General features: G+C 66.3%; 14 protein-coding genes. 7 read left to right on the top strand and 7 right to left on the bottom strand.

The annotated features are described in order from the left end of the window. Window positions 1-3: 3 nt before the first annotated feature. Window positions 4-192, top strand: a complete 189-nt coding sequence (locus HMPREF2716_RS21620; RefSeq protein ID WP_003087758.1) for a hypothetical protein — start codon at window positions 4-6, stop codon at window positions 190-192. Window positions 193-263: 71 nt separating this feature from the next. Here the strand turns inward: HMPREF2716_RS21620 and HMPREF2716_RS21615 are convergent, their stop codons facing one another. Then, on the bottom strand, window positions 264-770 hold the full coding sequence (locus HMPREF2716_RS21615; protein WP_003087757.1) for a macro domain-containing protein: 507 nt from the start codon (window positions 768-770) through the stop codon (window positions 264-266). Between the two features lie 220 nt (window positions 771-990). On the opposite strand from HMPREF2716_RS21615, the gene HMPREF2716_RS21610 reads away from it, so the two are divergent. The 3 genes from HMPREF2716_RS21610 (at window position 991) to HMPREF2716_RS21600 (ending at window position 2,119) form a co-directional block, all read left to right on the top strand. Further along, window positions 991-1,479, top strand: coding sequence for a hypothetical protein (locus HMPREF2716_RS21610; RefSeq protein WP_003117708.1), 489 nt, complete (start codon window positions 991-993; stop codon window positions 1,477-1,479). A gap of 154 nt (window positions 1,480-1,633) precedes the next feature. After that, window positions 1,634-1,852, top strand: coding sequence for a hypothetical protein (locus HMPREF2716_RS21605; RefSeq protein WP_003098091.1), 219 nt, complete (start codon window positions 1,634-1,636; stop codon window positions 1,850-1,852). A gap of 27 nt (window positions 1,853-1,879) precedes the next feature. After that, complete coding sequence (locus HMPREF2716_RS21600; RefSeq protein WP_003087754.1) at window positions 1,880-2,119, top strand: hypothetical protein; 240 nt, start codon at window positions 1,880-1,882, stop codon at window positions 2,117-2,119. Window positions 2,120-2,176: 57 nt separating this feature from the next. On the opposite strand, the gene HMPREF2716_RS21595 is transcribed toward HMPREF2716_RS21600, so the two are convergent. Further along, a complete protein-coding gene (locus HMPREF2716_RS21595; protein WP_003098093.1) occupies window positions 2,177-2,899 on the bottom strand; it encodes an amidotransferase in 723 nt (240 codons plus the stop codon). 244 nt (window positions 2,900-3,143) lie between these two features. Between HMPREF2716_RS21595 and HMPREF2716_RS21590 the strand changes: the two genes are divergently transcribed. Then, on the top strand, window positions 3,144-3,515 hold the full coding sequence (locus HMPREF2716_RS21590; protein WP_003087752.1) for a glutaredoxin family protein: 372 nt from the start codon (window positions 3,144-3,146) through the stop codon (window positions 3,513-3,515). Window positions 3,516-3,523: 8 nt separating this feature from the next. Here HMPREF2716_RS21590 and HMPREF2716_RS21585 read toward each other — a convergent pair whose 3' ends face one another. Further along, on the bottom strand, window positions 3,524-4,522 hold the full coding sequence (locus tag HMPREF2716_RS21585) for a Vgb family protein (RefSeq protein WP_023518560.1): 999 nt from the start codon (window positions 4,520-4,522) through the stop codon (window positions 3,524-3,526). A 22-nt stretch (window positions 4,523-4,544) separates the two neighbouring features. Next, entirely contained in the window at window positions 4,545-5,516 is a 972-nt protein-coding gene (locus HMPREF2716_RS21580; RefSeq protein WP_023085095.1) for an aldo/keto reductase, read from the bottom strand. 150 nt (window positions 5,517-5,666) lie between these two features. Between HMPREF2716_RS21580 and HMPREF2716_RS21575 the strand changes: the two genes are divergently transcribed. Continuing rightward, window positions 5,667-6,581: a LysR family transcriptional regulator gene (locus HMPREF2716_RS21575; protein ID WP_023518558.1), complete on the top strand. Its 915-nt coding sequence runs from the start codon at window positions 5,667-5,669 to the stop codon at window positions 6,579-6,581. Between the two features lie 383 nt (window positions 6,582-6,964). Here the strand turns inward: HMPREF2716_RS21575 and HMPREF2716_RS21570 are convergent, their stop codons facing one another. The 3 genes from HMPREF2716_RS21570 to HMPREF2716_RS21555 all read right to left on the bottom strand — a co-directional run bounded on the left by HMPREF2716_RS21570 (window position 6,965) and on the right by HMPREF2716_RS21555 (window position 11,786). Then, window positions 6,965-9,109, bottom strand: coding sequence for a 3-hydroxyacyl-CoA dehydrogenase NAD-binding domain-containing protein (locus HMPREF2716_RS21570; protein ID WP_003100703.1), 2,145 nt, complete (start codon window positions 9,107-9,109; stop codon window positions 6,965-6,967). A 13-nt stretch (window positions 9,110-9,122) separates the two neighbouring features. Then, window positions 9,123-10,328, bottom strand: coding sequence for an acetyl-CoA C-acetyltransferase (locus tag HMPREF2716_RS21565; RefSeq protein WP_003087747.1), 1,206 nt, complete (start codon window positions 10,326-10,328; stop codon window positions 9,123-9,125). A gap of 570 nt (window positions 10,329-10,898) precedes the next feature. Further along, window positions 10,899-11,786 carry an AEC family transporter gene (locus HMPREF2716_RS21555; protein WP_003087746.1) on the bottom strand — a complete coding sequence of 296 codons (888 nt, stop codon included), beginning with the start codon at window positions 11,784-11,786 and terminating at the stop codon, window positions 10,899-10,901. Window positions 11,787-11,898: 112 nt separating this feature from the next. Between HMPREF2716_RS21555 and HMPREF2716_RS21550 the strand changes: the two genes are divergently transcribed. Beyond that, entirely contained in the window at window positions 11,899-12,720 is an 822-nt protein-coding gene (locus HMPREF2716_RS21550) for a cytochrome c (protein ID WP_003100707.1), read from the top strand. The last annotated feature ends 2 nt before the right edge of the window (window positions 12,721-12,722 follow it).

Below are 12,722 nucleotides of genomic sequence, written 5' to 3'. Positions count from 1 at the left end.
ATCATGAAACGCAACGTCTTCGCCGCCATTCTCCTCGGCATGGCTACCACCCTCGCAGTGCAAGCCAGCTTCGCCGACGAATCCAGCCTGATGGAAAACCGCATGGTCCAACTGAACCAGCACGCCATCGAGCAGGCCCAGCAGCAACAGGCCACGGCGCCAACCGCGAGCGACACCGATGCGCAGGGTTGAACGCCGCCTGCCAGGAACGTTTTTCTTTTCCCCGCAACCCTGAAAAGCCCGGCTCACGCCGGGCTTTTCGTTCAGGCCAGCTTTTCCTCGGCCGCCACGCCCTTGCGATAGACCTCGTAGAGAATCACCGGGATCTCCAGGTCGCCCAGGTGGCGAACCACCAGCGGCTTGACCTCGGACCAGTCCAGCCCGCCCACTCCCGTCGCCACGCAGGGCAGAGCCAGGCTGCTCACCCCTTCGCTGCGCACATAGCGGGCCAGCTCGCGCAGGGCATGGCCGACATCCTCCAGGCTCGCCTTGCCCGGCTTGGCGCTGCGACCGCTGTGCAGCATGCCCTGGGTGATCAGGTTGACGATGCACTGGGTCTTGCCCTGCTCGTCGACCCCGGCCCAGACCCAGATGCCGCCCGGCTCGGGCGCCCTGGCATGGGCGGCATGCCGGTAGTCGCGAACCATCGACGGCCAGCGTTCGCGCAAGGCGAGGGCCAGGCCGCTGTCGAAATGGTCCTGGGGCGCGATGCCGTGGGCGATCACCTGGGCCCCGGAAAGCAGAATGTCACCTTCAACTTCACGAATCATGAGCGTTTCCTTCTTGGCTTCGGGACAGGCGCTTCGTGCGCCGCCCTGCATCTTTCACCGTACGCCTTGCCCGCCGGCGCCAGTTGATGCGTATCAAAGACGGCCGGTCCCATCCGCTACAGGCCGACTAGACTGCATGCGAGGGAACCTTGGAGGCGCCTCGCCTCTCCATTGGATTCCAGCCTCGTGCCGTCTCATCCATGACAAGGAAACAACCGCCATGCCGAAATGGATTGCACTTTGCCTGATCCCGCTGTTGGCAAGCTGCGCCACCTGCCGCCAGGACAGCGACAGGGAAAAACTGCTGTACGAGAACGACATGCTGCAGGCGAAACTGATCATCGTCGCCAACGACCGCGATCGCCTGCCGCTGGCCCAGGCCCTGCTGGAGCGCGCGGCGCGCGACGACCGCAGCGGCGAGGCGGACTTCTACCAGGCCGTGCTGATCGCTCGCCGCGACGGCCAGGCCAGCGATTGCGAGCGCATCACCCGCCTCCTCGAACGTTCCGCCGAGCGAGGCTACCCGCTGGCCAACGCGATGCTCTACAAGATCTACGCCGAGCCCTTCCTGTTGCCGCGCGCCGACATTCCCAAGGCCGAGACCTATCGCCAGGCCTACGCCGAGCTGCCGGTCGCGCGCAGCGGCTACCCCTCCTTCGAGCGAGCCCGGCAGGTGGTCGATCGCCTGCTCGCGCCGACTTCGTCCTGATCCATCGGGCCCGAACCCGGGCCCCGCAACCCGTACCGGTCGTTCGGCCAAAGCATCATTTCTGTCGATAGTTAATAGCGCTAAAATTCGTTATCCAATCGAATTCTTCTCCGCGATCCTATGCCCATCCGAGGTATCGATCACGGAAGCCGCCATGAAACGTCGCAGCCCACGCCATTACGCCCGCAACACCGCCCTGGCCACCCTGGGTCTGTACGCCATCCTCATGCTGGTCGTGCTGAGCCTCGTCGCCGGCGCCGAAAGCGCCAGGAACGCCACACCGGACAACGACACCGCCACGACCTTCTCCAACCAGATCGGCCAGGCCCTGCCAGGCCTGCTCTCGGGGTTGAACAGTCGACGCGCCGGTTGAACGCCGGCTTCTTTCCCGGGAAACAGCATGAGAAGGCAAACACGGAAATTCTGGATCGTCGCCGCCCTGGCGATATTGACCAATGGCTACTCGCTACTCGGCCTCGCCCAAGGCTCGGCAGGCGCACTGGCGCGCACCATCGAATGCAACCAGGCGATGGTCCGCGCGCTGGCGGCCAACCTGGCGCTGAAGCTGCAGAGCGGCACCCCGCCGGCACGCCCGCAGCGCTGGATCCCGGAGCGCTTCATCCTCGACTGCCCGGCCTGAAACGAAAACGCCGCCAACCCCGGGAGGCTGGCGGCGCTCGCATGGCGCGGAGCCGGCTCAGGCGCCGGTCGGCTGGCGCGCGACGAAACGCATCATCCATTCGGCGACAACGGTGCCCTGGTGGTCCCCCGCCAGGCTATCGACCCCCTTGCGATAGAGTTCCTCGCCCAGGTGCTGCTGGCGCAGTTCGAGCAGTTCGCGGGAGTAGTCGTGGACGAACTCGGGATGCCCCTGGAAGCACAGCACCTGGTCGCCGATGGCGTAGGCGGCATAGGGACAGAAGTCGCTGGAAGCGATCACCCGCGCGTTTTCCGGCAGCCGGGTGACCTGGTCCTGGTGGCTGATCAACAGGGTCAGGTCCGGCAGCGCCGGGCTCATCCAGTCGGCCCGTTCGTTCAACTGGTACTGGTGGATGCCCATGCCCCAGCCCTGGCTGGCGCGCTCGGCCTTGCCACCGAGCAGCAGGGCCAGCAACTGGTGGCCGAAACACACGCCGAGGAGCTTGTCGCCGCGCTCGTAGCGGTCCAGGAGGAAGGTCTTCAGGGTCTGGATCCACGGGTCGGGACCGAAGGAGTCGGCCTTGCTGCCGGTCACCAGGTAGGCGTCGAAGCGCTCGTCGTCCGCCGGATAGCGCCCCTCCACCACGTTGTAGATGACGAATTCGGCGGCGATCGGTTGCTTGGCGAACAGTTGCTGGAACATCCGGCCGTAGCCTTCGTAGCGCTCGATCAGCTCGGGACGAAGGATATCGGTTTCCAGGATACAGATGCGGAGCGACATAAAGACTCTCTGAAGAAGTGGGGTTATTGTCGTTTTCGTTTGATTTAATTAACACAGGAGCGCGGGCAAGGGAACCGTCGCCCTGGCCTCGAAAGGAATATCCGGACGATTCGCCAAAAAACAAGCAGGCGGCAGAAAGATTCCCGAGACGCCCAGCCGTAAAGAAATCTGCACAGGAGACGGAAGGACTCCCCATGCCCGGAACCGCCACGTAAACTGGCGGTTTTCCCGCGAGGCACACGCCATGTTGCTCAAGGCAGTACGTAACGGACTGGGTCAGGCGATTATCCTCGCCGACTTCGTCAGCCGCCCCCGCAAGCTGCAGCGCAGCGCCGAGGCCCAGGCCGAGGTCGAGCGGGCGCTGCGGAACCTGTCGCTCTACCAGTTCCGCGCCTGTCCGTTCTGCGTGAAGACACGCCGCGCCATGCACCGGCTGAACCTGCCGATGCAACTCAAGGACGCCATGAACGATCCGCAGGCCCGCCAGGCTTTGCTGGAAGGCGGCGGGAAGGTCAAGGTGCCGTGCCTGCGCATCGAGGAAAACGGCCAGGTGCGCTGGATGTACGAATCCAGCGAGATCATCGCCTATCTGGAAGGTCGTTTCGCCAACGCCTGAGCGGCCGATCAACCGCCCCCGGCCGCGTCCAGGGGCAGCCGGTGGATCAGGAAACGCGCCGGCACCTCGCCCTCGCGCCCCGGCAACAGGCGGTGGCGAATGCGTGACTCGCTGACATAGGCGCAACCCTGTCCGGTGACGGTCAGGTTGACCGGCGACTCCAGGCCCTCGCGTATCACTTCGATGCCGCGCCGCCCTGGAGCGAGCGGCTCGGCGATCCGCAGCACCTTGCCGGCACCGCTGCGGATGGCGTTCTCCAGCACGATCAGCGAGCCGTCCGGAGCCAGCGCCATGCCGTCCGGATTCTCCAGCGTTCGGGGCAGCTCCATCTCGCGCAGCCGCGGATGCGAGGCGACCCCTTCGACGACATGGATCGCCCCGCTACCGAAGTTGCCGACCAGCAGGGTGTCGTCGTCCACCCGGACGATGCCCGCCGCGCCCAGGCCGCCGGGGCCGGCCAGGCGGCTGTCGCGCAGCAACACCTGGAACGCCGGTTCCCCGGGCCGCAGCCGCATCAGGCTGCCATCCCGGGTTTCGCTCAGGTAGACCGTTCCGTCCGGCGCCACCGCGAGATCGTTGCCCATCCCGTCGCCGGGCAGGGTCAGATATCGGCGCACGGCACCGGTCGCGAGATCCAGGGCGAACACCCCATGCGGCCGGCGCCGGCCAGCGGGTAGGAAGTCCGGCGAATTGCCCCAGAGCAGGCCACGCGGCTCGTCCAGCCGCAGCGCGGTGGCAGCGAAGATCGCCGGGCTGCCGGCGAAGAAGGTTTCCCACTCGCCCCCGGGAGGCTTGCGCAGGATGCGCCCGCTGGTGACCAGGCCGACGTACAGCGTTCCATCGGCGGCATGGGCGATGCCGTTGGGATACCGGGCCCCCGCTGGCAGGACGATGCTCGTCGCGGCGCAGGACGGCTCGCGCTCGCCCGGCGCACGGGCGAAAACCGGCAAGACGGTCGCCGATACCATGGATACCAGCAGCAACACGGAAGCCTGTCGTCTCATCATGCTTTCTCCGTCGATGTGCGCCCTACCAGCGCGGGGTCCGGGCGCGCACCGTGAGCGGCGCCTCCAGCGTGGCGCACTCCTCTTCGGCGAGGTCCAGCGTCAGCGCCGCGAGGGCATCCTCGAGGTGATGCGGCCTGGACAGGCCGACGATCGGCGCGGCGACACCGTTCCGGCCAAGCAGCCAGGCCAGGGCGAGTTGCGCCGGTGGAAGCCCGCGGGCAGCGGCGAGTTTCTCCAACGCGCCGAGGGTCGACTCGACTTCCTCCCTGCCGCCGTACCAGCGCGGGGCCTGTTCGTCCGTCCGGGTCCGCAGCGTGCCGGCGCTTCGCGCTCCGGCCAGCAGCCCACGCGCCAGCGGCGACCAGGGCGTCAACGCGATCCCCTCTTCCCGGCACAGCGGCACGAGGTCCTCCTCGTCCTCGCGAACGATCAGGTTGTACTGGCTCTGCATCGAGATGAATTGCGCCAGGCCGTGGTGGCGCTGGAAGGCGAGCATCTTCATGAAGCGCCAGGCCGGCATCGACGAGGCGCCGAGGTAACGGACCTTGCCGACGCGCACCAGGCTGTCGAGGGTTTCGCAGGTTTCCTCGATCGGGGTGTCCGGATCGAAGCGATGGATCACGAAGAGATCCAGGTAGTCCGTACCCAACCGCCGCAGCGAGGCATCCACGCTGGCAAGCAGGTGCTTGCGCGACAAGCCGCAGGCGTTGGGCCTGTCGCTCATGGGAAAGAACGCCTTGGTGGCGATTACCAGGTCCTCGCGCTGCGCGAAGTCCCTGAGCGCGCGCCCGAGGATCCGCTCGCTCTCGCCGGTGGAATAGATATCGGCACTGTCGAAGAAGTCGATCCCGGCTTCCAGCGCCTCGCGAATGAACGGACGCGCCCGTTCCTCGTCCAGCACCCATGGACGCCACGCCGGATCGCCATAGGTCATGCACCCCAGGCAGAGCCGGGAGACTTTCAGGCCGCTATTGCCAAGACGGACATGCTGCATCGTACGACCTCGTCGGAAGGCTCTGAAAAGAGCGGTTTCCCCGGTCCACCCTGTTCATGAGCCAGGTTTCCCGACGATGCTATATTGCTGCCGAATAGCTAACTATCCTGGAAAAATCTCTTTCACTGATCGAGTTATTTTAATAATCCAATGAAAAAGCCCGATCTCGCCGGTCTCGCCGCCTTCGTCGCCATCGCTCGCGAACGCAGTTTCCGCCGCGCCGCCGCCACCCTCGGCGTAACCTCGCCGACGCTCAGCCACACCCTGCGCGAACTGGAAACCCAGCTCGGTATCCGCCTGCTCAACCGCACCACTCGCAACGTCTCGCCGACCGAGGCCGGCGAGCACCTGCTGGCACACCTGGACCCGGCGTTCGAAGACATCGCCGCCGCGCTGGACAGCCTTAACCGCTTTCGCGAAACGCCTCACGGCCTGGTACGAATCAACGCACCGCGAAACGCCATCGGTCTCGTCCTCGCGCCACGTTTCGGCGAACTGGCCCGCGACTATCCCGGCATCACCCTGGAAGTGGTGGCGGACGAGGGTTTCGCCAATATCGTCGAAGCCGGTTTCGACGCCGGCATCCGCCTCGGCGAAGACCTCCAGCACGGCATGCGCGCCGTGCGGGTCGGCCCGGACCTGCGCTTGGCCATCGTCGCGACCCCGGCCTACTTCCGACGGCAAGGCAGGCCGGGTAGCCCGGAGGAATTGCTCGGCCACCGTTGCATCGGCTGGCGCAAGGTGTCTTCCGGAGAGCTGTACAAATGGCAATTCAGCAAGGGTGCGAAAACGCTTTCGGTGGCCGTGAGCGGACCGCTGGTCCTCGACGACCCGCGCCTGATGCTACAGGCGGCGCTGGCCGATGTCGGGATTGCCTTCGCCATCGAGGAGGAAGTCGCCGAGCACCTCGCCGCCGGCCGCCTGGAACGGGTCCTGGCGGATTGGTGCGCTCCCTTTCCCGGTTTCCATCTCTATTATCCGAACCGCCGCAACCACCCGGCGGCGTTGAGCGCCGTGATCGACCTGCTGCGCTACCCCGGCGAGGAACACCCAGGTCCCGCGTAGGCACACGGCGGAAGCGCCCGTGGCGGCCTGGAGGCAAGCATGGAGGCTGGCCTGTATCGACGCACGGCGTAGGGCGGATAACCGCATCGCGGTTATCCGCCGAATCTCGGTATATCGGCGGATAGCGCCTGTGGCGCTATTCGCCCTACCAATGGAGGCTGGAGGCAAGGGCCTGTACCGACGCGCGGCGTAGGGCGGATAGCCGCATCGCGGTTATCCGCCGAACCTCGGCATATCGGCGGATAGCGCCCATGGCGCTATTCGCCCTACCCGTGGCGGCCTGGCTGGCAAGAACCAGGGGATACCGGGGTGGCGTCATCCGCCGCGGTACGCGACCACGAGAAAGCCGGCCCGAAGGCCGGCTCTCCATGCGACGCCAGGACTCAGAACAGCTCGCCCTTCGCCGCCTTCTCCAGCAACAGCGCCGGCGGCTCGAAGCGCTCGCCGTACTGTTCGACCAGGTATTGGGCGCGGGCGATGAAGTCCTTCAGGCCGTACTGGTTGATGAACTGCAAGGCGCCCCCGCTCCAGGCGGCGAAACCGATACCGAAGATCGAGCCGATGTTCGCGTCGGCGGTGGAGTGCAATACCCCCTCCTCCACGCAACGCACGGTCTCGATGGCCTGGATGAACAGCAGGCGGTCGCGTACGTCCTCGGCGGATATTTGCGCATCGGGCTTCTCGAAGCGGCTCTTGAGTTCCGCCCAGAGATGTTTCCTGCCGTTCGCCGGGTAGTCGTAGAAGCCGGCGCCGGCCGCCTTGCCCGGGCGCTTGTACTCATTGACCATCAGGTCGATCACGGCGAACGCAGGGTGCGTCGGCAGAGCCTTGCCCTCGGCCTCGAGGTCGCGGGCGGTCTGGTTGCGGATGTGGGTCATCAGGCTCAGGGAGACTTCGTCGGAAATCGCCAGCGGCCCCACCGGCATACCGGCCTGGCGCGCCTGGTTGTCGATCATCGCGGCGCTCACGCCTTCGCCGAGCATGGCGATGCCTTCGTTGGTGAAGGTGCCGAATACCCGCGAGGTGAAGAAGCCGCGGCTGTCGTTGACCACGATCGGCGTTTTCTTGATCTGCAGTACGTAGTCGAAACCGCGCGCCAGGGTTTCGTCGCTGGTCTTTTCGCCGCGGATGATCTCCACCAGCGGCATCTTGTCCACCGGGCTGAAGAAGTGCAGGCCGATGAACTTCTCCGGCCGCGCCACCGCCTGGGCCAGACCGGTGATCGGCAGGGTCGAGGTATTGGACGCCACTACCGCATCGGCCAGGGCATGCTTCTCGGCCTCGGCGGTGACCTTGCCTTTCAGCGCGCGGTCCTCGAAGACCGCCTCGATGATCAGGTCGCAGCCTTCGAAGTCGGCTTCGCTGACGCTCGGCACGATCCGCGCGAGGAAGGCGTCGCGCTTCTCGGCGGACAGGTGCCCGCGCGCAACTTTCTTGTCCAGCAGCCTGGCCGAATAAGCCTTGCCCTTCTCCGCCGCTTCCAGCGAGACGTCCTTGAGCACCACCTCGATGCCGGCCGCCGCCGATACGTAGGCGATGCCCGCGCCCATCATCCCGGCGCCGAGCACGCCGACCTTTTTCGTCGCCCGCACCGGATACCCCTGCGGCCGCGACTTGCCGGCGTTGATCTCGTTGAGCTGGAACCAGAAGGTGCCGATCATGTTCTTCGCCACCTGGCCGGTGGTCAGCTCGGTGAAATAGCGCGCCTCGATCAGTTGCGCGGTGTCGAAATCGACCTGGGCGCCCTCCACTGCCGCGCACATGATCTTCTCGGGCGCCGGGAAGCAACCCTTGGTCTTGTCGCGCAGCACCGACGGTGCGATGGCCAGCATCTGCGCCACGTTGGGACTGGCAGGCGTACCGCCGGGAATCTTGTAGCCGGCGCTGTCCCAGGGCTGCTTCGCCGCCGGGTTGGCGAGGATCCAGGCGCGGGCCTTCTCCAGCATTTCCTCGGGGCTGTCGGCCAGTTCGTGGATCAGCCCGGCCTTGAGCGCTTCCGCCGGACGCACCTTCTTGCCTTCGGCGAGGTACGGCAGGGCTTTCTCCAGGCCAAGCAGGCGCACCATGCGCACGATCCCGCCGCCGCCCGGCAACAGGCCGAGAGTCACCTCCGGCAGGCCGAGCTGCACGCCGGGATTGTCCAGGGCGATGCGGTGGTGGCAGGCCAGGCAGATCTCCCAGCCGCCGCCCAGCGCAGCGCCGTTGATCGCGGCGACCACCGGCTTGCCGAGGGTCTCCAGGCGCCGCAGTTGGCCCTTGAGTTCGAGGATGCCCTGGTAGAAGGCCGGGGCGTCGGCCTTGGTGACCTTGATCAGCTCGTTGAGATCGCCGCCGGCGAAGAAGGTCTTCTTCGCCGAGGTCAGCACCACGCCGGCGATCCCCTCTTTCTCCGCCTCCAGCCGTGCGATGGTCTTCGCCATCGCCTCGCGGTAGACACCGTTCATGGTGTTGGCGCTCTGCCCGGGCATGTCCATGGTCAGGACGACGACGTTGTCCTGGCCTTTTTCGTAACGGATAGCGTCAGTCATTCCGGTTCTCCCTTCACACGCGCTCGATGATGGTGGCGATGCCCATGCCGCCGCCTACGCAGAGGGTGGCCAGGCCGTAGCGCAGGTTGCGCCGCTCCAGTTCGTCGAGCAGCGTGCCGAGGATGATGCAGCCGGTGGCGCCGAGCGGGTGGCCCATGGCGATGGCGCCGCCGTTGACGTTGACCTTGCTTTCCGCCACGCCCATGTCCTTCATGAACTTCATCACCACCGAAGCGAACGCCTCGTTGACTTCGAACAGGTCGATGTCTTCCACCTTCAGGCCGGCCTTGGCCAGGGCCTTGCGGGTCGCCGGCGCGGGGCCGGTAAGCATGATGGTGGGGTCGGTGGAGGTCACCGCGGTAGCGACGATCCGCGCCCGCGCCTTCAGGCCCAGTTCGCGGCCCTTGGCCTCGGAGCCGATGAGCATGGCGCTGGCGCCGTCGACGATCCCCGAGCTGTTGCCCGGCGTATGCACGTGCTCGATGCGCTCGACCTGGCTGTACTTGCGCAGCGCGGTGGCGTCGAAGCCCATCTGCCCCATCATCTCGAAACTCGGTTTGAGCGCGGCGAGCCCTTCCAGGGTGGAGTCGGCGCGAATGAACTCATCGTGGTCGAGCAGGACGATGCCATTCTGGTCGGCGACCGGCACCAGCGACTTGCCGAACAGCCCTTCGGCGCGGGCCTTGGCGGCCTTCTGCTGGGAGCGCAGGGCGAAGGCATCGACATCGGCGCGACTGAAGCCTTCCAGGGTGGCGATCAGGTCGGCGCCGATCCCTTGCGGGACGAAGCTGGTGTGCAGGTTGGTTTCCGGATCCAGTGCCCAGGCGCCGCCGTCGGAGCCCATCGGCACGCGTGACATGGACTCGACGCCGCCGACCAGGACCAGGTCCTCGAAACCGGAGCGTACCTTCATCGCCCCCAGGTTCACCGCCTCCAGGCCGGAGGCGCAGAAACGGTTGATCTGCACGCCGGCAACCTGTTCGTCCCAGTCGGCCACCAGCGCCGCGGTCTTGGCGATATCGGCGCCCTGGTCGCCCACCGGCGTCACGCAGCCGAGCACGATATCGTCGACCTGGGCGGTATCCAGGTCGTTGCGCCGCTGGACCGCGCGCAACAGCCCGGCCATCAGGTTCACCGGCTTGACGCTGTGCAGCGCGCCATCCTTCTTGCCCTTGCCGCGGGGAGTACGCACGGCGTCGTAAATGAATGCGTCGGTCATGGCGGTCTCTCTTATCCTGTTCTCGTCCGGCCGAGCGGGCCTCCGCCTACCTTAAACAGGCTCGCCGGCGGGACAATGACCGAACCGCTCAGGCTGATTGACCGCCCAGCTCAGCCTGCAACGCCGGGAAGATAGCACCATGCCATCTTTCGACCGGAAACCCGGACACCGGACGAACGGTCGAGACGCACGCCAGAGCCGTCACCACGCTGTCATATAGAGGGAATATGTCTAGACCGCAGCAGCTTGTATCCAAGTGGTCTAAGCCCGCGCAGGCCGGGGCTTAGACTGATTCATGCAAGCGTTCGAAAGGGAGGTCGACGCCGGGGATGCCGGGCCGACCGAAGAGTACGCCACTGCGTGGCAAGCCGTTCCGCCGGGCCGTAGCGCGGAGCAGGCAGCCACCCGACAACAAGAAAGGCAGACAGGCCATGTTGAACGAGCAGCCAAAAAGATGGCGGCAAGCGAGCCTCATCGTCTTCGCCACCACAGTCATCCTGATCCTTCCCAACCTTAACAGTCTGATCCGTTAGGGCACCTGCTGCCTGCACGCTGCGCACCGCCTCGCGGTCAGCGCAGCGCAGGCAGCCACCAGGTCAGCAGCAGCGGAATGAAGGCGAACGACAGCAGGGTCGAACACAGCACCAGGCTGGCGACCTGATCCGGCGAACGATTGCCGCGCAAGGCGTAGAGATAGTTGAACACCGCCACCGGCATCGACGACTGCACCACCAGCACCCCCTGCGCCAGCGGCGGCAATTGCAACGCCAGCGCCACCGACCAGCCCACCAGCGCCCCCAGCAGAAGACGCAAGCCGCCATAGAAAAAGCCATTGCCCAGTTGCCGCGGGCGGATGCTGGCCAGGGACACGCCGAGGGTGATCAGCATCAGCGGAATGGTCAGCCCGGCCATCAGGTCGACGGTATTCGCCATCCAGCGTGGCAGTTGCAGGTCGAGCCCCATCAACAACAAGGCCAGCAGCACGCTGAGCAGGATCGGATTGCCCAGCAGCGAACGCCAGGAGCGCTCGCCGCTCATCCAGAACACGCCGAGGCTGAAGTTGCCGATCGACATGATCAGGTAGAACGCCACCGCCAGGGTCATCCCCGCCTCGCCGAACGCATACAGGCACACCGGCAGGCCCATGTTGCCGACATTCGGGAAGCTGTAGGCCGGCACCAGCACCTGCCACTCCTGGCGCCCGAGGCGCGCCGCCGCCCAGCCCAGCGCAGCCATGCAGACGCAGATCAGCGCGCTGGCCAGGGCCATCCGGCCGAAACTGTGCAGGTCCACCCGGGTATGCGCCAGGGTGGCGAGGATCAGGCATGGCGAACCGATGTTGAACACGATGCGCGAAACGAACTCGGTCGGATAGGCGTGTCCGAGACGGACCCAGACGTAACCGACACCGGCGCCGAACAGCACGGGCGCCATCACGGCGAACAACTCGGCGAGCACGGGAACCCCTTGGTTAGCCAGCTATGCAATGGCCCGCATGCTACCGCGAGGCCCCCGTTCCGTGCCAATCTCTCGCTCCATGCCATAACCGGCGGATGCACGAGGAACCCGCATGCCTGTCACTCTCCCGCGCCTGGCGTTGCTAGGTGCCCTGCTCTTCCCTGTGGCTGCCGCCTGGGCCGCCGAGCTCCGCCTGGAACTGCCGGGGGGCACGCAGACCTGGAGCAGCGAAGAACTGCTCAGGCATCCGCAGGCCCGCGACCTGGACATCCCGGCCGACGTCGCCTACCGCCGGAACATGCGCTACCGCGCCGTGCCACTGGCGGCGTTGTTGAAAGGCGTGCATCCCGAAGACCATTTGCAGGCCGTGGCCAGCGACGGCTTCGCCGCCGAGTTGCCGGCCGCCCCGCTGCTCGCCGAACAGGGCTCGCAAGCCTGGCTGGCGATAGAGGATCCGCAGCGCCCCTGGCCGCCGCTGGGCGCCGGCAAGCCGTCCGCCGGGCCGTTCTATCTGGTCTGGAGCAAACCCGAGGAAAAACGCATCGGTCCGGAGCAATGGCCCTTCCAGGTCGTCCGCATCCGCTACCAGTCCCCTCTGGCCGAACGCTTCCCGGCCCTGCTGCCGGCCGCCGACGCCAGCGCGGAGGTGCGCGCCGGCTTCGCCGTGTTCCAGAAGAACTGCCTGGCCTGCCACCGTCTCAACGGTGCCGGCGACGCCCAGTTCGGCCCGGACCTGAACCTGCCGTACAACCCCACCGAGTACTTCCAGCCGCAATTCCTCGCCCGCTACATCCGCGACCCGCAGGCGCTGCGGCAATGGCCGCAGGCGAAGATGCCGGCGTTCCCGGAACGGGTGATCGACGACCAGGAGTTGCGCCAGCTGATCGGCTACCTGCGCCACATGGCCGGCCGCAAGGCGGGCGCGGCCGGCTGAAG

The organism is Pseudomonas sp. HMSC076A11, from assembly GCF_001810205.1.
Lineage (GTDB): Bacteria > Pseudomonadota > Gammaproteobacteria > Pseudomonadales > Pseudomonadaceae > Pseudomonas > Pseudomonas aeruginosa.
The sequence above is the reverse complement of the archived record's forward strand: the minus strand, read 5'-3'. Positions and strand labels throughout refer to the sequence as shown.